Consider the following 19,285-nt stretch of genomic DNA (forward strand, 5'->3'; position numbering starts at 1 on the left):
AACCGGGGAGGGGATGCGGCAACATCATCCCCATGGACGCTTTTCGGCGCCCCGGCCCGCCTGGCCGGGATCCATCTCCGCCCGTGCTCGACATGACGCCCGAGGGGGAATTCCGGGACCCGCTCCCGCCGCGCCGAACCTGGCTGGACCGGGCTCTGGGCCGCGTCGGCGGGCTCGCCCTGCTGGTGGCGCTGGCAACGGGTGGGCTGCTGCTGGTGGCGCTGGCCGTCGTCTTCGTCGGGCTGCTGCTGCCGGTGGCGATCGGCGCCGGGTTGGTCGCCTTCGTCTCGCTCTGGTGGCGGGTGCGGCGCGCGCGCCGGGCCGGCGGACCAGGGGGCGGATCGGGGCCGGTGCGTTTCGTCGTCATCCGGCGCTGAGCCATTCCTGCCTCCGTGTCGATGGCGGACGACGAGCGGCTTCCCTTCCGCATCGACCCAGCACGCCTCTATGAGGTCGGGCGCGACGGCACGCCGCGTACCGATACCGGCGAGGCGCCGGCCTGGCTCGGCCCGCGACACCGGCTGGTCCTCGGCTGGGTGATGCTGACAAGCCTCGCCGTCGGCGGGTTGGCGGCGCTCTCCGCGCTCTGCCTGATGCTCGGCGCGAGGCTTTGGGCGGCGGGCTTCGCCCTGGCCATGCTGGCGGCGACGCCGTTGCTGGCGGTCGGTCCCGGGCTCGACTGGTGGCGCCACCGCCGTCCGCATCGCCGCCGGCACCGCAGCCGCAGCCCAGACTTCCCGCCCGGTTGACCCCGCCCTATTCCGCCGCGAGCGGCGCCGCGCCGGCTGCGAGCCCGAAGGCCTCCGCCAGCAGCCGGTAGCTCCGCTGCCGTGCCGCCGGATCGTGGCAGGGGCTGAGCACCGCCACCTCCTGCGCGCCATGTGCCGCGGCCAGCGCCTCCAGCTTCGCCTTCACCTGCTCCGGCGCGCCAACGATCGCCTTGGCGCGGATGCGGTCGAGATGCGCCCGCTCCGCATCGCTATACGGATAGGCCTCCGCCTCCTCGACACTCGGCAGCGGCGGGAAGCGCCCGGTGTCGCGGAACAGCCGCCAGAGTTCGCGCGACCTGTAGAGCCGCCAAGCCTCCGCTTCGGTATCGGCGGTGAGCGCAAAGACGCCGAGTGCGCAATGCGGCGCGGCCAGCCGCCCCGGCTGCGGCCGGAAGCCCTCGCGATAGAGCGCCGTCACCTGCTCCGACCCATGATCCGAGATGAAATGTGCGAAGCAGTAGGGCAGCCCCAGATAAGCCGCGAGCTGCGCCCCATAGTCGCTGGAACCGAGAATCCACACCTCCGGCCGCGTCGGCACCTGCGGGTTGGCCGTGACGGCGCGGAAGCGGTGCCCCTCCGGCAGCCCGTCACCGAGCCAGCCGAGCAGGTCCATCACCTGGTTCGGGAAGCGGTCCGCCGCCTCATTGGCCTGTGGATTGAGGGCGTAGGCCGTCCGTCCGTCGCTCCCCGGCGCCCGGCCGAGGCCAAGGTCGATCCGCCCTGGCGCGATCGCCTCCGCCACCTTGAACTGCTCGGCGACCTTCAGCGCCGAGTAGTGCGGCAGCATCACCCCCGCCGTGCCGACCCGGATTCGCCGCGTGGTGGCGGCGATGGCGGCGACCAGCATCTCCGGCGCCGAGCCGGCATGGGACTGGCTGTTGTGGTGCTCGGCCAGCCAGTAGCGGCCATAGCCCCATTCATCGGCAAGGCGGGCGAGGGCCAGCGTCTCACGGATCGCCGCATTGGCCCCGCGGCCGGAGGCGATGGTCGATTGGTCGAGGATGGCGAGGCGGAGGGTCATGCAGGAAATCTGGCCCCCATTGCCCGCCGGCGGAAGGGGTTCAGACAGGCTGGACTGGCAGGCCACCATACGTGGCGAGGGCATCGAAATCCCGGTCCCGGTGCAGCAGCGGCACCGCATGGGCAATGCACCAGCGGATATGCTGAATCAGAAGGTTACCCGACCGAATACCGCCGTCAGCAGGGCGAAGAGCACGCCACCGACCAGGAAGCCGACCAGCGTCCCGTTCATCCGCACATATTGCAGGTCGCGCCCGACCCGCAGCTCGATCTTCTCCGTCACCTGCGCCGTATCCCAGCCGGCGACGACCTGGGCAATGAAGCCCGCGAGCTGCGTCCGAGCGGAAGGCAGGATGGTGGCGATCAGCCCCTCCGCCGCGCGGTTCAGCCGGTCGCGCGCCGCCGGGTCCTGCTCCAGCAGGCTGCCGGCATTGGCAAAGGCGCCCTCCAGCAGCGCGACGGTTCGTCCCTGCGGATTGCCCGCATCGGCGATCAGCGCCGCCTTCAGCCGGTCCCAGATATCGCCGATCCAGGCGGCGACGGTCGGGTGGGCGATGGCCTGGCGCAGCGCCCGGCCGACGGCGGCCGCCCGCTCCGGGTCGCTCTCCAGCTTGTCGATCTCGCCGCGCAGCCAGATCTCGAAGGCGCCGCGCAGATCGCTGTCGGAGGGCTCGACCCGTGCCAGCTCGGCATTGACGGTGGTGAGAATCCGCCGCGCGACGGCCGCCCCGGCCAGCCAGCCGACCAGCGCTCCACCCTCGGCCCGGACGCGCTGCTCGATCGCGCCGCGCAGCTGGTCCTCCTTGCTGGCGAGGATGATGCGGAGCTGGCCGATGGCGAGGTCGAAGACCTCGTTGTGCCGCCCCCCTGCCATCAGCGTCCGCAGCGCCCGGGCGAGGATGCGCGCGCCGCCCGGCCCCGCCGCCATGCGCGGCAGCAGCCGGCCGAGCAGCCGTCGGGCGCGGCCATCCTCAATGCTGGCCAGCAGCTTCGGCAAGCTGGCGGCGATCGCCTCGGCGGTGGGGCGGGCGGCGGCCGGGTCGGCCATCACCCCTCGCAGGATGCCGGCGAGGTCGAGCCGGCCGATCACCCGTCGCACCTCAGCCTCGGTGAAGACGTGGTTGGCGACGAAGCGCCCGAGCCCCTGGCCCAGCCGCTCCTTCTGCCGGGGGATGATCGCCGTATGCGGGATCGGCAGGCCGAGCGGCCGGCGGAACAGCGCGGTCACGGCGAACCAGTCGGCGATGCCGCCGACGACGCCGGCCTTGGCCGAGGCCTGGAGCATGTCCGTCCAGTAGCCGGGCGGCAGCCAGTAGGCGAACACCAGCAGCCCCGCCATGCCAATCAGCAGGCCGGTGGCGATGGCACGATGGCGCGCGAGCGCGCGGCGGAGCGGCGCCTCGGGGTCGGCGACAGGCGGCAGGGTCAGGCCAGGCTCTCCACCACATGCGGGAAGACGGATTGATAGCCCTCCCCATAGGTCACGGCACGCTCGGAATTCCGCGCCGCCTGGGCGCCGCGCTGGAGCGCCACGCGGGTGTAGTAGTCCCAGAGATGCTCCTGCCCCGCCATGCAGCGGATGGCCGCGAGCTTCCGCTCCCAGACGGGGGTGATGTCGAGCAGCATGTCCGGCGCCCAGGCGCATTGCTCCGGCTGGTGCGGCTCGAACAGATAGACCGGCGGCGCGCCGATCACTGGCACCCCCGGCTCATGCCCATGCGCCTGGGCGATGATGCGGGCATGCTGCGCGAAGCCGGTCGTCGCCGGATGGTCGTGGTTGTAGGGATCCTCCCGGCTATGCGTCAGCACGAAGCGCGGCCGGATGGCACGGTAGAGGGCAGCCAGACGGAACAGGCTCTCCTGCGAAAGCGTCAGCGGATAGTCGCCGAGGTCCCAGAATTGCAGGTCGTGCACGCCGAGCGCCGCCGCGGCCCGCTCCGCCTCGCCCTGCCGCTCCGCCTTGACGCGTTCCAGCGTCATGTCGGGCTGGCGCCAGAGCTTGGCGCTCTCGCCCCGCTCGCCGAAGGAAAGGCAGACGACCGTCACCTGCCAGCCCCGCTCCGCATGGAGGGCAATGGCACCGCCCGCGCGCCAGACGAAGTCCGCCGAATGGGCGCTGACGACGAGAGCGGTGCCGGCGCTCATTTCGCCGTCTTGGCCCGCTCGATCGCTTCCTGGATGAGCTGCTTCGCCTCGGCGGCATCGCCCCAGCCGGCGATCTTCACCCACTTGCCCGGCTCGAGATCCTTGTAGTGCTCGAAGAAGTGCGTGATTTGGTCGAGCGTGATCTGCGGCAGGTCGGAATAGTTGGCGACCTTCTCGTAGCGCCGCGTCAGCTTGGTGGAGGGCACGGCGATGATCTTCTCGTCGACGCCGCCGTCGTCCTCCATCTTCAGCACGCCGACCGGGCGGACATTGATGACCGCGCCCGGCACGATCGGGCGGGTATTGGCGATCAGCACGTCGATCGGGTCGCCGTCGTCGCTGAGCGTATGCGGGACGAAGCCGTAATTCCCCGGATACCGCATCGGCGTATAGAGGAAGCGGTCCACGACCAGCGTGCCGGCCTCCTTGTCCATCTCGTATTTGATCGGCTCGCCGCCAATGGCGACCTCCACCACCACATTGATGTCCTCGGGTGGGTTCTTGCCGATGGCGATGGCGTCGAGACGCATGGACCGTGATTCTCCGGAAAGGGGCCCCTAGACTGGGCCAGACCCCTTTCCTTAGCATTGACGCCCCATGATGGGCGACTCCCCGGCGGAACGGCGCCCGCCGGGGAGGGGAAGCCTAGGCCGCTTTCGCCAGGTGGATCGCCTTCCACACGCTCTCCGGCGTCGCCGGCATGTCGACATGGGTGACACCCATGGTCGAGAGCGCATCGACCAGTGCATTCATCAGCGCCGGCGGCGAGCCGACCGCCCCCGCCTCGCCGGCACCCTTGACGCCGAGCGGGTTGGTCTCGCAGGGGACGGAGAGGAACTCCACCTCGATATCCGGCAGGTCCTCCGCCCGCGGCAGGGCATAGTCCATGAAGGAGGCCGAGAGCAGCTGCCCGCTCTCCGGGTCATAGGCCGTCCGCTCATGCACCGCCTGGCCAATGCCCTGGGCGACGCCGCCATGCACCTGGCCGCGCACGATCATCGGGTTGATCGCATGCCCGACATCGTCCACCACCACATAGCGCGGCACCTCGATCAGCCCGGTATCCGGGTCGACCTCGACCTCCGCGATGTGGCAGCCATTGGGGAAGGTGTGGGACTTGATCTCGGCGACCTCCGCCGCGTCGAGCAGCGTCGCGGATTCGCCCCGCGCCGCCCGCTCCCGCTGGATGTTGGCGAGCGAGAGGATATCGACACCGCGATCCGTGCCGACCACCGAGAAGCGGCCGCCGGTCGTGGTGAACTCGATGTCGGCGACCGAGGCTTCCAGGTGCTCGGAGGCGGCCTGCTTGCCCTTCTCGATGACGGTGGCCGCCGTCAGCAGGATCGCCTGCCCCTCGGAATAGAGGCTGCGCGCGCCGCCCGTGCCGCCGCCCGTCGGAATCTCATCCGAATCGCCCTGGACGATGCGGATCTTCTCCATCGGGATGCCGAGCTCATGGCTCGTCAGCATGGCATAGGCCGTCTCATGCCCCTGGCCGGTGCTCTGCGTGCCGACCAGCACATCCACCATGCCATCGGCCGCGAAGCGCACCTCGGCACGCTCCGTCGGCCCGCCGCCCGTCGCCTCCAGGTAGTAGGCGACGCCGATGCCCCGCCGCTTGCCGCGGGCCTCGGACGCCTTGCGCCGCGCCGCGAAGCCGGCCCAGTCGGCATTCTTCAGCGCCGCATCCAGCACCGCGCCGAACTCGCCGCTGTCGTAGCGCTGGCCGACCGCGGTGACATAGGGCATGGCGCTCGCCGGCACCATGTTGCGCTTGCGCAGCTCGATGCGGTCGATGCCCATCTCGCGCGCCGCCGCGTCGATCAGCCGCTCGACGACGTAGTTGCTTTCCGGCCGCCCGGCGCCGCGATAGGCATCGACCGGCACGGTATTGGTCAGCACGCCGATGACATGGGCGTGGATCGCCTGGAAGTTGTAGACGCTCGCCAGCACCTTGGTGCCTGCCCCGGTCGGGATCATCGGCGCGAAGGTCGAGAGATAGGCGCCCATCCCGGCATAGTTGGTGGTGCGCAGCGCGAGGAACTTGCCCTCCTCGTCGAGCGCCAGCTCCGCCTCGGTGATGTTGTCGCGCCCCTGGGTGTCGGACTGGAAGGCCTCCGTCCGCTCGCTCGTCCACTTCACCGGTCGGCCAAGGCGGCGCGCCGCCATGCAGACCAGCGCATACTCGCCATAGAGGTAGAGCTTCATGCCGAAGCCGCCACCGACATCCGGTGTGACGACGCGGAACTTCTCCGGCGGCAGCTTGAAGACGCTCTCCGCCAGCAGGTTCTTCACCAGCCAGCTGCCCTGGGTGCCGCAGAACAGGGTGAATTTCTCATTCGCCGCGTCGTACTCGGCGGTCGCGGCGCGGACCTCCAGGCTGTTGACGATGACGCGGTTGTTGACGACCGTCAGCTTCGTCACATGCGCCGCCTGGCCGAACAGCGCATCGGCCTTGGCCTTGTCGCCCGTCTCCCAGTCGAAGACGGTGTTGTTCGGCACCTCGTCCCAGACCAGCGGCGCGCCGGGCTTATAGGCGGTAGCGAGGTCGGTCGCCGCCGGCAGGAGGTCGTAGTCGACCATCACCGCCTCGGCCCCGTCCCGCGCCGCCTCATGCGTCTCGGCGACGATGAAGGCCACCGCATCGCCGACATGCCGCACCCGGTCCGTCGCCAGCGCCCCACGTGGGGTATTGAGGCGCTCGCTCCCGTCGCGGTTCTTCAGCGGGATGACGCAGGGAATCTCGCCGAGCCCCTCTTCCTGCCAGTCCTTCCCGGTGATGACGGCCAGCACACCAGGCACGGCCAGCGCCGCAGAGGTGTCGATCGACAGGATCCTCGCCGCCGCATGCGGACTGCGCAGCACCATGCCATGAGCGACGCCCGGCATGGCGATGTCGTCGGTGTAGCGGCCGCCGCCGATCAGCAGGCGCGGATCCTCGATGCGTCGCACCGGCTGGCTCAGACCGAATTTGGCCATGGGGATACCCCTCCCGTTCGAATTCTCCCCCATCATCTGCGGAGGAAGGGGGAGACGGGAAGGGGGGGGCGGCGTGAAATCACCGCGCGCGGAGCATCGCCTCCACCCGGTCGCAGGCGGCGCCGACGCCATCCTCCGCCCGGACCGCCCGGCCGATAGCCCCTGCGCGAGCCTCCACCTCCGGGTCCTCCAGCAGTGGGGCGAGCGCTCGGGCCGCGTTCTCCGCCGTGTAGCGCCCGGCCGGCAGGCCGGCGGCGATGCCAAGCCGCGCCAGCCGCGCCGCATTATCCGGCTGGTCATGGCTGTAGGGCACCACCAGCATCGGCCGCCCGGCCCGCATCGCCTGCGCCGCGGTGCCGATGCCGCCCTGGTGGATGATGGCCGAAGCCGCCGGGAAGAGCGCCGCATGCGGCAGGTAGTCCATCGCCAGCACCTCCGGCGGCAGGGCGCCGAGCGCCGCGCGATTCGCCTCCGTCCCGGTCAGCAGCACCGCCCGCTGACCGAGCCGCCGCGCCGTCTCCAGGCTTTCGGCGAAGAACCGCCCCGGCGCGTAAATCGCCGCCGAACCGAGGGTGAAGACCAGCGGCGGCGGCCCGCCCGCGAGGAAGCGCGCCAGCTCCCGCGGCATCGCCACCGGCTCGTCCCAGAAGGGAAAGCCCGTCGCCGCCGGCTCGTCCGGCATCAGCAGCGGCGAGAAGAGAGCGAGGGAGAAGGCCGGCGCCTCCGCCGCGTTGAGGATCGGGTCGGCCGCCGGCGCCAGGCCCAGCTCCGCCCGGAAGCGGGCGACCTCGCGCGACCAGCGCACCACGGTCCATCGTCCGACGGCGCGGATCACGGGTCCGGCGAGGCGTCGCAGCCAGTCCGCCCGCCAAAGCCACTCATAGCCGCCCGGAATGCCGGGATCGCGCGCCGAGAACAGGGTGAAGGGTTGCAGATAGGCCGGCGCCCAGGGCAGCCCGCGCCGCTCCGCCACCATCGGCGCCGCCGCCGCGACCGGGCTGGCGAGGATGAGCTCCACCCCCTCCGAGGCCGCCATCAGATCGGCATAGGCGTCGCGGATCGGCTCCACGACCAGGGTCCGCCAGACGAATTCGGAGCCTGTCCGCGGATCCATCGCCCGGGCGAAGGCCTCGAGGTCCGGCTCCCCCTCCGGCATGCTGGGCCGCATCGGCGCGAAGCCGAGCCCCGCGGCCTCGACCCGCCCGCGATACCCCTCGGCGGTGGCGATGGTAACGCGGTGCCCCCGCCGCTCCAGCCCCGCCGCCACCGTCAGATGGGGGAAGAGGTCCCCGAGCGAGCCGGTGGTGGCGAGAAGGATGCGGCTCAAGGCCGGGTGCTGTCCGGCTTGTCGGGCGCCGGCTGCGGCGACTGGCCGGGCCCGACCGAGGCATGCGCCTCCACCGGGCGGACGCCCATCCACCCCTTCACCCGCTCCCGCGTCGCCTGGAAGACGACATAGAGCATCGGGATCATGAAGATGCCGACGATGGAGGCCGCCAGCATCCCGCCGAAGACCGGCGTGCCGACCGCGCGCCGCGAGAGCATCGCCGCGCCCGAGGCCGTCACCAGCGGCACCAGGCCGAGGACGAAGGCGATCGAGGTCATCATCACCGCGCGGAATCGCAGCCGCGAGCCCTCGATCGCCGCATCGCGGATCGACATGCCGCGCTCCCGCGCATCCTTGGCGAATTCGATGATGAGGATGCCGTTCTTCGCCGCCAGCGCGATCAGCACGACGAGGCCGATCTGCGCATAGACGTCGAGGCTGAGCCCGGCGATCTGGATGGCGAGGAAGGAGCCGAGGCCACCCACCGCCACCGACAGCAGCACCGGCACGGGGATGGTCCAGCTCTCGTAGAGCGCGACGAGGAACAGGTAGGCGAAGAGGATCGCCAGCGCGACCACATAGATGGTCTGCCCCGCCGCGAGCCTCTCCTGATAGGCGGTGCCCGTCCATTCATAGCCGTAGCCCGCCGGCAGCACCCGCCGCGACAGTTCCTCCATGGCGTTCAGCGCATCGCCCGAGGAGACGCCAGGCTTCGGCGCGCCGTTGACCAGCACCGCGCGGTAGTTGTTGTAGCGGCTGATGGTCTGCGGCCCGACCACGATCCGCACATCGGCGAAGGCGCGCAGCGGCACCATGTCGCCGCGGGTGTTGCGCACCCGGATGCGCCAGATGTCTTCGGTATCGTCGCGGTCCTGCGCCTCGGCCTGGATGTTCACCTGCCAGGTGCGGCCGAACAGGTTGAAGTCGTTGACGTAGAACCCGCCGAGCGAAGCCTGCAGGGCCGAGAAGATGTTGGAGATCGGGATGCCGAGCGCCTGCGCCTTGTCCCGGTCCACATCGAGGAAGAGCGAGGGCGTCGCCGCCGAGAAGGTCGAGAAGACCTGCTGCAGGCGGGGGTCCTGGTTCGCCGCGACGACGAGGCCGAGCATCGCGCTGCCCAGCTCCGCCGGGTCGCGCCCTTGGAGGTCCTGCAGCTGGTACTCGAAGCCGCCGCCGGTGCCGAGGCCGATGATCGGCGGCAGGTTGAAGGCGACGACCGTCGCCGTCCGCACATTCGCCCCGGCGCCGAAGACCCGTCCGATGGAGGCGAAGACGGAATCGGCCGGATCGGTCCGCTGGTCGAAGGGCTTCAGCCGCGCCACGATGAAGGCGGAGTTGGACTGCGCGCCCTGGTCGATCAGCGAGAAGCCGACGATCGCCAGCACGTTCTCGACCGCCGGGATGCCCTTCAGGATGCCCTCGACCTGCTCCACGGTGGCCCGGGTGCGGGAGAGGGAGGCCGCCTGCGGCAGCGAGACCTGCACGAAGAAGGTCCCCTGGTCCTCCTGCGGCAGGAAGCCCTGCGGCGTCCTCGAGCCGATGGTGAAGATGCCGAAGGCGATCGCCGCCGTCAGCACCAGCGAGACGACCGAGAGCCGGACGATCCGCCGCACCACCGCCGCATAGCCGTCCCGCACCTTGTCGATCCCTCGCAGGACGTACTTGATCGGCCCCCGCTTCGGCCCGGTATGCCGCAGAAAGAGCACGCACAGCGCCGGCGAGAGGGTGAGGGCATTGATCGCTGAGATCACCATCGCCGCCGAGATCGTCACCGCGAACTGCCGGAACAGCACGCCCGAGAGGCCGGGGATGAAGGCGATGGGCACGAAGACCGAGAGCAGCACCAGGGTGATGGCGATGATCGGCGCGGTGATCTCGGCCATGGCCTGCTTCACCGCCCGATTGGGCGTCCAGTCCGGGTGCTCCTCCATCACCCGCTCGACATTTTCGACGACGACGATCGCGTCGTCGACGACGATGCCGATGGCCAGCACCATGGCCAGCAGGGAGACGGTATTGGCGCTGTAGCCGATGGCCAGCAGGATGGCGAAGGCGCCGATCAGGCTCACCGGCACCGCGATGGTCGGGATGATCGTCGCCCGGAACGAGCCGAGGAAGAGGTAGACCACCACCACCACGAGGACGAAGGCCTCGATCAGCGTGTGGATCACCTCCTCGATCGTGTCCACGACGAAGGTCGAACTGTCGTAGAGCACCTGCTGGCGCATCCCCTCGGGGAAGCGGGTCGCCATCTCCTCCAGGGTGCGCTTCATGGCGTTGGAGACGGTCACCGCATTGGCGCCGGGCGAGAGGTAGACGCCGACGGTGACGGCGGGCTGGCCGTTCAGCCGGCTCACCGTATCCATGCTCTGCGCGCCGAGCTCGACCCGCGCCACGTCGCGGACCCGCAGCACCGAGCCGTCCGGGTTGGCGCGGATGATGATGTCGCTGAACTGCTCCGGCGTGATCAGCCGCCCGAGCGTCTGGATGTTCATCTGGAATTGCTGCGTATCGGGGATCGGCTGAGCGCCGATGCGGCCGACCGCGGCCTGGATGTTCTGGCTCTGGATCGACGCGATCAGGTCCTGCGGCGTCAGGTTCAGGCTGGTCAGCCGGTCGATCTCGAACCAGACGCGCATCGAATAGTTCTGCGCGCCGAAGATGTTCACCTGCCCGACGCCCGGCACGCGGGCCATGCGGTCGACCATGTTGATCGTCAGGTAGTTCGAGAGGAAAAGCGGCGTGTGCTCCGGGTTCGCCGAGGTCAGGGCGACGAATTGCAGCACCGAGGAGGACTGCTTGCGCACGATGAGCCCGGCGCGCTGCACCTCCTGCGGCAACCGGGCGATATTCGCCTGGATTCGGTTGTTGACGTTGACGGTGTTGATGTCCGGGTTGGACCCGAGGGCGAAGCTCACCGAGAGCTGGTAGGTGCCGTCATTGGCGCTGTTCGAGCGCATGTAGATCATGTTCTCGACGCCGTTGACGGCGCTTTCGATGATCTGCGCGACGGTCGACTCGATGACGGCGGCCGAGGCGCCCGGATAGGTCGCCTGCACCGAGACCTGGGGCGGCACGATGTCCGGGAACTGCGCCACGGGGATCCGCAGCAGGGCCAGCAGGCCGGCCAGGGTGATGACGATGGCGATGACGATCGCCAGCCGGGGGCGGTCGACGAAGACGCTGGAGATCATGGCGCGTCAGCCCGGCCGGCCGCCAGCGGCAGGCGCGCCGGGTGGCCTGGCGCCCGGCGGTGGCGCGCCGGCCGGCCCGGCATTCACCTCCTGGCCCGGCCGCACGCGTTGCAAGCCCTCGCTGATCACCTGCTCGCCGCCCTGCAGCCCGTCCTCGATCACCACCTGGTCGCGGATGGTCCGCCCGAGCCGCACCGGGCGGCGCTGCGCCTTCTTCTCGTTGTCGACGACAAGGACGTAGTTGCCGCCCTGGTCCTGCAGCACCGCCGCGCGCGGCAGCACGATGGCCTGCACCGGCTCCACGCCCTCCACCGCCACGGTGACGAACTGCCCGTCGATCAGCTCCCGGTCGCCCGGGCTGCCGGGCTGGGCGCCGGCGCGGAGCGGGTTCGGGATCAGCGCGCGGATCAGCAGGCTGTCAGTGTTGCGGTCGACCTGGGTATCGACAAACTCGATCCGCCCGGCCTGCGGGTAGGGCCGCCCATCGCTCAGCCGGACGCGCACGACCACGGCATTGACCCCACCGCGGCCCTCATAGCGGGCCTGGAGCTCGCCCGCCGTGCGGGAGCTGACGGTGAAGACCACGCGCATCGGGTCCTGGCTGACCACGACGGCCAGCGGGTCGGTCAGCGTCGGCGTGACGACGTTGCCCGGCGTCAGGCTGGCCCGGCCGATCTTGCCGTCGATCGGCGAGAGGATGTCGGTATAGCCGAGATTAATGTCGGCGACGCGCACCGCCGCCTGGGCACCGAGCAGCTGGGCATTCGCCGTCCGCTCCTGCGCCTGGGCGTTATCGAGCGCGACACGCGTACCAGCGCCGGTCTGCTGCAACTCGCGGGCGCGGGCCAGCGCCACGCGGGCATTCTCGAGCGTTGCCTGGGCGGAGGCGACATTGGCCCGCGCCTGCTCCAGCTGCGCCTCGAAGGGTGGTTTCTCGATGCGGAACAGCACCTCGCCGGCCTTCACCTCCTGGCCCTCGGTGAAGGCGCGCTCCTGGAGGAAGCCGGTGACGCGGGCGCGGATCTCGACGCGGTTCACCGCCTCGATCCGCCCGGTGAACTCGGTGCTCTCGGTCACCGGCTGGCGGTTCGCCGGCATGACGCCGACGGCCGGCGGGCCCTGCGGCCCGAACTGGGCGGCGGCCGGCAGGGCGAGCATGGTGAGCAGGAGGGCGGCGGGAAGGCGGCGCAGCATGCGGGTCATCCGGATCGGAGCGGCTGGCGATACCAGGGCGTCCCCCCCGGGACCAGATGGATTCCTCAAATAGCGGCCATCCGCGCGGACGCAAGCCGTCGGGCATGTCAGGGCGATGAAACCGACCCGATAACGTCAGCGCGAGCCAGGCTTCCCTGTCCTCGATGCCGGACGGGCAGGGGAAAGGGCGCCTGGCGCAGCAGCCGCGCCGCCTCGGCGACGGGCAGTCTCCGCAGCATGGCCGCGAGCCTAGTCCCGCCGCCGCAGCAGCAGGAAGCCGCTCGTGCAGAGGATCAGCGCGACGGCGAAGCTCGCCAGCGCAGCGCCCACCCCGGCCCAGGCGGCGGCGAGGCCGGAGACCGCCTGCATCACCGCCGCGCCCCCGAAGAAGGCGATGTTCACCGCCGAGAGCGCCCGCCCGGCCCGCTCCGGCGGCACCGCCGCGCGGACCTGGCCGAAGACCACCGACTGCACCGAGATCACCGCGCCGATCAGCGCGAAGATCGCCGCATCCCAGGCCGGCGGCATGCCATGCCCGGCAAGGAGCGCCAGGATCAGCCCGGCCACGGCATAATGGCTCGCGGCCAGCATCAGCACCGGCCGGCCGATCCGCCGCTCCGCCCAGCCGCAGACGGCCGGGGCGATGGTCAGCGCCAGCGCGAAGAGCGATAGGACATGCCCCGCCTCGACGCGGCTGAGGCCCTTCACCTCCATCAGCCAGGGCCCGCCCCAGAGCCCGCGCAGCCCGAGCACCACGGCCAGGCTGGCGAAGCTGAAGATCATCAGCGGCCGCAGCACAGGCGAGGCGGCGATGGCGACGACCTCCGCCGCATCCTGCAGCAGTGAGCGGCGCCCCCCTCGCTCGGGCGGCGGGTGATGCACGGTCAGCGCCACGGCCAGCATCGCCAGCGCCGCCAGCCCGGCCGTGGCGAGGAAGCCGGCCCGCCAGCCATGCGCATCGACCAGCCAGGCGAGCGGGCTGCCGGAGAGCAGCATCCCGGTATTGCCGACGGTGAGGATGATGCCGGACCAGAGGGCGAAGCGCGCCGGCGGCACGCCGCGGGCGGCGAAGGTCATCGGCCCCATCAGCATGCCCGAGCAGCCGATGCCGAGCACGATCTGGGCGAGCAGCATCCCGGCCGCGCTCTCCGCCGCGGCGGCCAGCAACGCCCCGGCGCCGGCGATCGCCAGCACGGTGAGCGCGGTGCGGCGGACCCCGAAGCGATCGAGCCCCACCCCGACCGGCACCATGCAGAGGGCGAAGGTCAGCGCGAAGGCCCCGGTGACGGCGGCGAGGCCGTCCGGCGAGAGGCCGAGGTCGCGCTGCAGCACGTCGGCGGCGAGCGCCGGCAGCGTGCGCACGGCGTTGGAGAAGACATGGCCGAGCGTCAGCGCCAGGATCGGCACTGCGGGGCCGCGGATTGGCGGCACGTTATCCTTCCCCCCTTGGCCCTTCGAACTCGCAGCCTAGTTCCGGAACATCTTCCCCGGGTTGAGGATGCCCTTGGGGTCGAAGCCTGCCTTGATGCCGCGCATCAGCGCCAGCGCCTCCGGCCCATGCTCCTGCTCCAGGAACTCGCGCTTGCCGAGGCCGACGCCGTGCTCGCCGGAGCAGGTGCCGCCCAACGCCAGGCCGCGCGCCACGATCCTGCGGTCGATCTCCCAGGCCTTCTCATGGCCCTGCGGGTCGTTCGGGTCGTAGAGGATGACCTGGTGGAAATTGCCGTCGCCGACATGGCCGACGATGCAGGTCGTGGCGCCCGCCGCCTCGGCATCCGCCTTGGCGCCGAGGATCGCCTCGGCGAGACGCGAGATGGGGACGCAGACATCGGTCGTAATGGCGCGATACCCGGGGATCAGCGCGACCGCCGCCCAATAGGCATCATGCCGCGCCTTCCACAGCCGGTTGCGCGCTTCGGCATCGGTCGCCCAGGCGAAGCCCTCGCCGCCCATCTCGGTGGCGATGGCCTCCACCGTCTCGGCCTGCTCCTGCACCGCCGCCGGGCTGCCATGGAATTCGAGGAAGAGCGTCGGCGTCGCCCGGTAGCCCTCGAGCTTCGAGTAACGGATGCAGGCCTGCATCTGGTCGGCATCGAGCAGCTCGATCCGCGCGACGGGGATGCCGGCCTGCATGGTGGCGATGGTGGTCTCCACCGCCGATTTGAGGTCGGGAAACTGGCAGACCGCCGCCGACATCGCCTCCGGGATGCCGTGCAGCCGCAGCCTGATCCTCGTGATGACGCCGAGCGTGCCCTCTGAGCCGATGAAGAGCCGCGTCAGGTCGTAGCCATTCGCCGCCTTGCGCGCCCGCCCGCCGGTCTGGATGACCCGCCCATCGGCCAGCACCACTTCGAGGCCGAGGACATTCTCGCGGATGGTGCCGTAGCGCACGGCGCAAGTGCCGCTGGCCCGCGTCGCGCACATGCCGCCGATGGTGCAATGGCTGCCCGGATCGACCGGGAAGAACATGCCCTGGTCGCGCAGGTAGTCATTGATCTGGTGGCGGGTGACGCCGGGCTCGATCAGGCAGTCCATGTCCTCGCCGTTGACCTCGAGGATGTTCGTCATCCGCGACAGGTCGAGCGAGATGCCGCGCCGCACCGGGTTCACATGCCCCTCGAGGCTGGTGCCGGCGCCGAAGGCGACGAGCGGCACGCCATGCTGGTTGCAGAGCGCCAGGATGCGGCTGACCTCCTCCGTGCTCTCCGCATAGGCGACGGCATCCGGCAGGGTCGGCGGCGTCTGGTCCTCGCCGCGGCTGTGCTGCTCGCGGATGGCCTGGGCGGTCGAGAGCCGGTCCCCGATCAGGGCGCGGATGCCGGCGATGACGGCATCCACGGGGCGAGGGGCGATGGTGTTCATGGGGTTTCCTCTTCCCGCGCAAGCGGGCAGGTCAGGCAATGCGGGCCGCCGCCACCGGCGGTGAAGAGCGATAGGGCGGGGTCGAGCACGGTCAGCCCCTCCGCCCGCAGCGCGGCATTGAGGTCGCGGCTTTCGGCCGCCGATATCACGCGCCCCTCGCCGAGGGAAAGGATGTTGCAGCCGAGCTGCATGGCGCTGCGGTAGGGCACCGGCAGGCAGGCGATGCCCCGCCCCGTCAGCCAGCCGATGAAATCCTCCGGCAGCACGTCGAGGCAGGCGACGGCGAGGCCGGGCGCGGCCAGGCAGAACAGCACGTCGAGATGCAGGAAATGCTCGTCGAAGGGCTGGACCCGCACCTCCCACCCCTCGGCCCTCAGCCAGCCCGCCAGCTGCTCCGCGCCGTCGAGGTCGGTCCGCCCGCCCGAGGCGCCGATCAGCGCGAGGCCGGGGCGGAGGATATGGACATCGCCCCCCTCCAGCGTCCCGGCCGAGGATTTCCGCCAGAACCGCCCGCCATGCCAGTCGATCAGCGCGGCATATTCGCCCCGCCGCTGCGGACGCTCCAGCTGGCAGAGGATGGGGCCGAGATGCGTCACCACCACGCTGTCGCGGGTATAGGCCATGTAGGGCAGATGCGGCTCGGGCGGCAGGTGATGGACGCGGGCGCCTCCCTGCTCCAGCGCCGCGGCCAGCTCGCGGTGCTGCGCCTGCAGCCCCTGGAGGTCCGGCTGGCCGCCCCCGGCCAACGTCCGCCGAGCGATGCTGTTGGTCGACAGCCAGCGATAGTGGTCCGGCGCGCAGACCAGCACGTCGGTCAGGCGGCCGGTTTCGGAGGTGACGGTCCAGTCGGGCATCGCGCCAGGGTGCCGGGGCCGGGCGGCGGCGTCCAGAGCGCGACCCCAAACCTTCAAGTCTTGAAGCGGGGCGCCGGCAAAGCCGCGGCGGAGGCCGCCTCCGCAAACAAATTTAGAGATTGATGGATTGAAGGGCCATCCGGCGCGGGACGGCCGGTGGCGGGGCGCATCCTACCCTGGTTCGGGCCGGTTCCGCAACATCCAGGGCGCGTTGACGCCCCTGCCGCCCGCGCCTAGCGTCGCCCTCCCGATACGAGAGTCCCAGGGGGAAACGATGCCCAACAAGGTCAAGGCAGCATGGCAGGCCGGCAAGGCCGTGGTGAATGGCTGGCTCGCCATTCCGAACGCCTTCAGCGCCGAGATGTACAGCCAGGCCGGCTGGGACAGCGTCACCGTCGACATGCAGCATGGCGTGCAGGACTACCTCTCCTGCGTCGCCTGCTTCCAGGGCATCCAGCCCTCGGGCGCCACGCCCATGGTGCGGGTGCCGTGGAACGAGCCGGGCATCATCGGCAAGGTGCTGGATGCCGGCGCCTACGGCGTCATCTGCCCGATGGTGAACACCGAGGCCGAGGCGCGCGCCCTGGTGCAGTACTCCAAGTATCCGCCGCGCGGCACGCGCAGCAACGGCCCGATCCGCGCCGGCGTCTACGGCGAGGCGGGCGGCTACCAGAAGACCGCCAATGACGAGATCCTCGTCATCCCGATGATCGAGACCCAGACGGCGCTCGACAACCTCGAGGCCATCCTCGACGTGCCGGGGATCGACGCGATCTATGTCGGCCCCTCCGATCTCGGCCTCTCCCTCGGCATGATCCCGATCCTCGACCGTGAGGAGCCGGAAATCCTAAAGATCTATGAGCGCCTCATCAAGGAGACCTCGAAGCGCGGCATCGCGGCTGGCCTGCACAATTCCTCGCCGAAATACGCGAAGAAGATGATCGATATGGGCTTCAAGCTCGTGACCGTCGGCGGCAACGATGTCGGGCTGATGGTCAACGCCGCGAAGGCCGCCATCAAGGAAGCCCGCGGCGGGTAAGAACTCCCCACAAAACCGCTTCGCAGTTTTGCGGGGGTCCCGGAAGGCGCTCCTTACCCATGGCGTCGTCTCGCCTTCCGCGGCGAAGCCGCGGAAGGGCACCGGGAGGGGACGTCTCCAGGCCGATAGGGGTTTGGCATGCTGCGCCTCATCGCCGGCAGGCTGGTGCAGATCGGGGTGGTGCTCGCCATCCTCTCCGCGCTGGTCTGGCTGGCGATGGGGCTGATGCCGGGCGACCCGCTCGACCTCGCCATGGCCGCCGACCCGCGCCTCAGCGCCGAGGATGCGGCGCGGATGCGCGCCCTGCACGGGCTCGACCGGCAGCTGGCCGAGCGCTACCTCGCCTGGGCCGCCGCCGTGCTGCGGGGCGAGTTCGGCTTCTCCCGCCTTTACGCCCTGCCGGCGACGGCGGTGCTCTGGCCGGCACTGCTTTCCACCCTGGTGCTGCTCGGCTGGTCGCTGCTGCTCTCGGCCGGGCTCGGCATCGCGCTCGGCGTTCTGGGCGCGGTCCGGCGCGGCGCCGGCCTGCTGGCGGATGGGGTGGCGCTGCTGGCACAATCCATCCCCGGCTTCTGGCTCGGCATCCTGCTCGTCATCCTCTTCGCGGTCGAGCTCGGCTGGCTGCCGGCCGGCGGCACGGGCGAGGGCGGCAGCCTGGGCGAGGCCGCGCGCTTCCTGGTGCTGCCGGTGGCGACGCTGGCCTTCGTCAACATCGCCGCCTATGCCCGGCACAGCCTCTCCGCCATGCGGCAGGAGATGGCGCAGCCCTATATCCGCACCGCGCGGATGAAGGGCCTCTCGGCCCGGCAGGTGGTCTGGGGCCATGCCTTCCCCAATGCCGCGATCCCGGTGGTGACGGTCGCCGCGCTCGATGCCGGCAGCCTCGTCTCCGGCGCGCTGGTGACGGAGACGATCTTCGCCCGCCCCGGCATGGGCAAGCTGATCTATGACAGCATCATGGGCAACGACTACAACCTGGCGCTGCTCGCCCTGCTGCTGGCGGCGCTGGTGACGATGCTTGCGACGCTCGCGGCCGACATCGTCCAGCGCCTCATCGACCCGCGGCTGGCCGGCTGATGCGGCTGGCGCTGGGGCTGGTGCTGCTCGGCCTGCTTGGGCTCGGGGCAGCGGGGGCGGGCTGGGCGCAGGGCTGGCTCGGCGCCGATCCCTTCAGCCCCGACCTGCTGGCGCGCTACGGTGAAGCCTCCGCTGCGCACCCGCTCGGCACGGACGAGCTGGGGCGAGACCTGCTGCTGCGCCTGCTGCATGGCACGCGGGTCTCGCTCAGCGTCGGGCTGGCGGTGGCGATCGGTGCGACGGGGCTCGGCACCGCGGTCGGCTTGCTGGCCGCCTGGCGCGGCGGCTGGGCCGATGCCTTGCTGATGCGGCTGGCGGACGGGCTGCTGGCCCTGCCGGCGCTGCCGCTGCTCGTCGTGCTGGCCGCCGTCGATACCGGGCGCTTCGGCCTGCCGCGGGGCGAGGCCACTTCCGACATCCTCCGCATCGTCGTGATCCTCGTCGCCTTCGGCTGGGTCGGCACAGCGCGGCTGGCGCGGGCGGCGGCGCTCACCCAGCTCTCGCTCGACTATGTGGCGGCGGCGCGCGTCTCGGGTGCCAGCGAGGCGCGGGTGCTGGTCCGCCACGTGCTGCCGAACATCGCGGGCCCGATCGGCGTCGCGGCGGCGCTGGCCGTCGCCGGGGCGATCCTCGCCGAGAGCACGCTGAGCTTCCTCGGCCTCGGCATCCAGCCGCCCGCGCCGAGTTGGGGCAACATGCTCTCCAACGCGCAGGAGATGGTCTTCTCGGCGCCGATGCAGGCGGTCTGGCCGGGCCTCTGCATCCTGCTCGCGGTCGCCGGGGCGACGCTGGTGGCGGACGGGCTGCGCCGGGGTTGAGCGCGG

At 70.8% G+C, this 19,285-nt stretch carries 16 protein-coding genes; 5 read left to right on the forward strand and 11 right to left on the reverse strand.

The genetic code is table 11. The features are described 5' to 3' along the window. Positions 1-92 precede the first annotated feature (92 nt). The gene (locus EP26_RS08700) at positions 93-377 is read left to right on the forward strand and encodes a hypothetical protein (protein ID WP_043337947.1); all 285 of its coding nucleotides are present in this window, start codon (positions 93-95) and stop codon (positions 375-377) included. A gap of 21 nt (positions 378-398) precedes the next feature. Then, positions 399-749 (forward strand): hypothetical protein, encoded by a 351-nt coding sequence (locus tag EP26_RS08705; protein ID WP_043337832.1) that lies wholly within the window; start codon positions 399-401, stop codon positions 747-749. Between the two features lie 7 nt (positions 750-756). Here the strand turns inward: EP26_RS08705 and EP26_RS08710 are convergent, their stop codons facing one another. From EP26_RS08710 to EP26_RS08760, 11 genes are all read right to left on the reverse strand, one after another. Then, a complete protein-coding gene (locus EP26_RS08710) occupies positions 757-1,791 on the reverse strand; it encodes an LLM class flavin-dependent oxidoreductase (protein WP_043337949.1) in 1,035 nt (344 codons plus the stop codon). Between the two features lie 147 nt (positions 1,792-1,938). Continuing rightward, positions 1,939-3,129 carry a DUF445 domain-containing protein gene (locus tag EP26_RS08715; protein WP_084112403.1) on the reverse strand — a complete coding sequence of 397 codons (1,191 nt, stop codon included), beginning with the start codon at positions 3,127-3,129 and terminating at the stop codon, positions 1,939-1,941. A gap of 86 nt (positions 3,130-3,215) precedes the next feature. Beyond that, positions 3,216-3,935 carry a PIG-L deacetylase family protein gene (locus tag EP26_RS08720; protein WP_043337833.1) on the reverse strand — a complete coding sequence of 240 codons (720 nt, stop codon included), beginning with the start codon at positions 3,933-3,935 and terminating at the stop codon, positions 3,216-3,218. After that, on the reverse strand, positions 3,932-4,465 hold the full coding sequence (gene ppa, locus EP26_RS08725; RefSeq protein ID WP_043337834.1) for an inorganic diphosphatase: 534 nt from the start codon (positions 4,463-4,465) through the stop codon (positions 3,932-3,934). The genes EP26_RS08720 and ppa overlap by 4 nt, the downstream gene beginning before the upstream one ends. Before the next feature lie 115 nt (positions 4,466-4,580). After that, a complete protein-coding gene (locus tag EP26_RS08730) occupies positions 4,581-6,914 on the reverse strand; it encodes a xanthine dehydrogenase family protein molybdopterin-binding subunit (protein ID WP_043337835.1) in 2,334 nt (777 codons plus the stop codon). Between the two features lie 79 nt (positions 6,915-6,993). Then, positions 6,994-8,241: a glycosyltransferase gene (locus EP26_RS34700; protein WP_043337836.1), complete on the reverse strand. Its 1,248-nt coding sequence runs from the start codon at positions 8,239-8,241 to the stop codon at positions 6,994-6,996. Next, positions 8,238-11,435 (reverse strand): efflux RND transporter permease subunit, encoded by a 3,198-nt coding sequence (locus EP26_RS08740; RefSeq protein ID WP_043337837.1) that lies wholly within the window; start codon positions 11,433-11,435, stop codon positions 8,238-8,240. Before EP26_RS08740 ends, EP26_RS34700 begins: the two co-directional genes overlap by 4 nt. 6 nt (positions 11,436-11,441) lie before the next feature. Further along, positions 11,442-12,629, reverse strand: coding sequence for an efflux RND transporter periplasmic adaptor subunit (locus tag EP26_RS08745; protein WP_211259405.1), 1,188 nt, complete (start codon positions 12,627-12,629; stop codon positions 11,442-11,444). Positions 12,630-12,878: 249 nt separating this feature from the next. After that, complete coding sequence (locus EP26_RS08750; RefSeq protein ID WP_043337839.1) at positions 12,879-14,060, reverse strand: MFS transporter; 1,182 nt, start codon at positions 14,058-14,060, stop codon at positions 12,879-12,881. A gap of 36 nt (positions 14,061-14,096) precedes the next feature. Then, entirely contained in the window at positions 14,097-15,491 is a 1,395-nt protein-coding gene (locus EP26_RS08755) for an FAD-binding oxidoreductase (RefSeq protein ID WP_052388970.1), read from the reverse strand. Next, a complete protein-coding gene (locus tag EP26_RS08760) occupies positions 15,488-16,345 on the reverse strand; it encodes a dimethylarginine dimethylaminohydrolase family protein (protein ID WP_043337840.1) in 858 nt (285 codons plus the stop codon). The genes EP26_RS08755 and EP26_RS08760 overlap by 4 nt, the downstream gene beginning before the upstream one ends. 274 nt (positions 16,346-16,619) lie before the next feature. Between EP26_RS08760 and EP26_RS08765 the strand changes: the two genes are divergently transcribed. The 3 genes from EP26_RS08765 (at position 16,620) to EP26_RS08775 (ending at position 19,279) form a co-directional block, all read left to right on the forward strand. Continuing rightward, entirely contained in the window at positions 16,620-17,384 is a 765-nt protein-coding gene (locus tag EP26_RS08765) for an HpcH/HpaI aldolase family protein (protein ID WP_043337841.1), read from the forward strand. 138 nt (positions 17,385-17,522) lie between these two features. Continuing rightward, positions 17,523-18,461 (forward strand): ABC transporter permease, encoded by a 939-nt coding sequence (locus tag EP26_RS08770; protein WP_043337842.1) that lies wholly within the window; start codon positions 17,523-17,525, stop codon positions 18,459-18,461. Then, positions 18,461-19,279 carry an ABC transporter permease gene (locus EP26_RS08775; RefSeq protein WP_245624332.1) on the forward strand — a complete coding sequence of 273 codons (819 nt, stop codon included), beginning with the start codon at positions 18,461-18,463 and terminating at the stop codon, positions 19,277-19,279. Before EP26_RS08770 ends, EP26_RS08775 begins: the two co-directional genes overlap by 1 nt. Positions 19,280-19,285 lie beyond the last annotated feature (6 nt).

This window comes from Belnapia moabensis DSM 16746 (assembly GCF_000745835.1).
Lineage (GTDB): Bacteria > Pseudomonadota > Alphaproteobacteria > Acetobacterales > Acetobacteraceae > Belnapia > Belnapia moabensis.

Excerpts from the sequence above, each read along its gene's own strand:
- EP26_RS08710 (WP_043337949.1), bottom strand. The coding sequence starts at position 1,791 with ATGACCCTCCGCCTCGCCATCCTCGACCAATCGACCATCGCCTCCGGC.
- EP26_RS08775 (WP_245624332.1), top strand. The coding sequence starts at position 18,461 with ATGCGGCTGGCGCTGGGGCTGGTGCTGCTCGGCCTGCTTGGGCTCGGG.
- ppa (WP_043337834.1), bottom strand. The coding sequence starts at position 4,465 with ATGCGTCTCGACGCCATCGCCATCGGCAAGAACCCACCCGAGGACATC.
- EP26_RS08745 (WP_211259405.1), bottom strand. The coding sequence starts at position 12,629 with ATGCTGCGCCGCCTTCCCGCCGCCCTCCTGCTCACCATGCTCGCCCTG.
- EP26_RS08760 (WP_043337840.1), bottom strand. The coding sequence starts at position 16,345 with ATGCCCGACTGGACCGTCACCTCCGAAACCGGCCGCCTGACCGACGTG.
- EP26_RS08755 (WP_052388970.1), bottom strand. The coding sequence starts at position 15,491 with ATGAACACCATCGCCCCTCGCCCCGTGGATGCCGTCATCGCCGGCATC.
- EP26_RS08730 (WP_043337835.1), bottom strand. The coding sequence starts at position 6,914 with ATGGCCAAATTCGGTCTGAGCCAGCCGGTGCGACGCATCGAGGATCCG.
- EP26_RS08700 (WP_043337947.1), top strand. The coding sequence starts at position 93 with ATGACGCCCGAGGGGGAATTCCGGGACCCGCTCCCGCCGCGCCGAACC.
- EP26_RS08720 (WP_043337833.1), bottom strand. The coding sequence starts at position 3,935 with ATGAGCGCCGGCACCGCTCTCGTCGTCAGCGCCCATTCGGCGGACTTC.
- EP26_RS08770 (WP_043337842.1), top strand. The coding sequence starts at position 17,523 with ATGCTGCGCCTCATCGCCGGCAGGCTGGTGCAGATCGGGGTGGTGCTC.
- EP26_RS08765 (WP_043337841.1), top strand. The coding sequence starts at position 16,620 with ATGCCCAACAAGGTCAAGGCAGCATGGCAGGCCGGCAAGGCCGTGGTG.
- EP26_RS08715 (WP_084112403.1), bottom strand. The coding sequence starts at position 3,129 with ATGGCGGGGCTGCTGGTGTTCGCCTACTGGCTGCCGCCCGGCTACTGG.
- EP26_RS08740 (WP_043337837.1), bottom strand. The coding sequence starts at position 11,435 with ATGATCTCCAGCGTCTTCGTCGACCGCCCCCGGCTGGCGATCGTCATC.
- EP26_RS08705 (WP_043337832.1), top strand. The coding sequence starts at position 399 with ATGGCGGACGACGAGCGGCTTCCCTTCCGCATCGACCCAGCACGCCTC.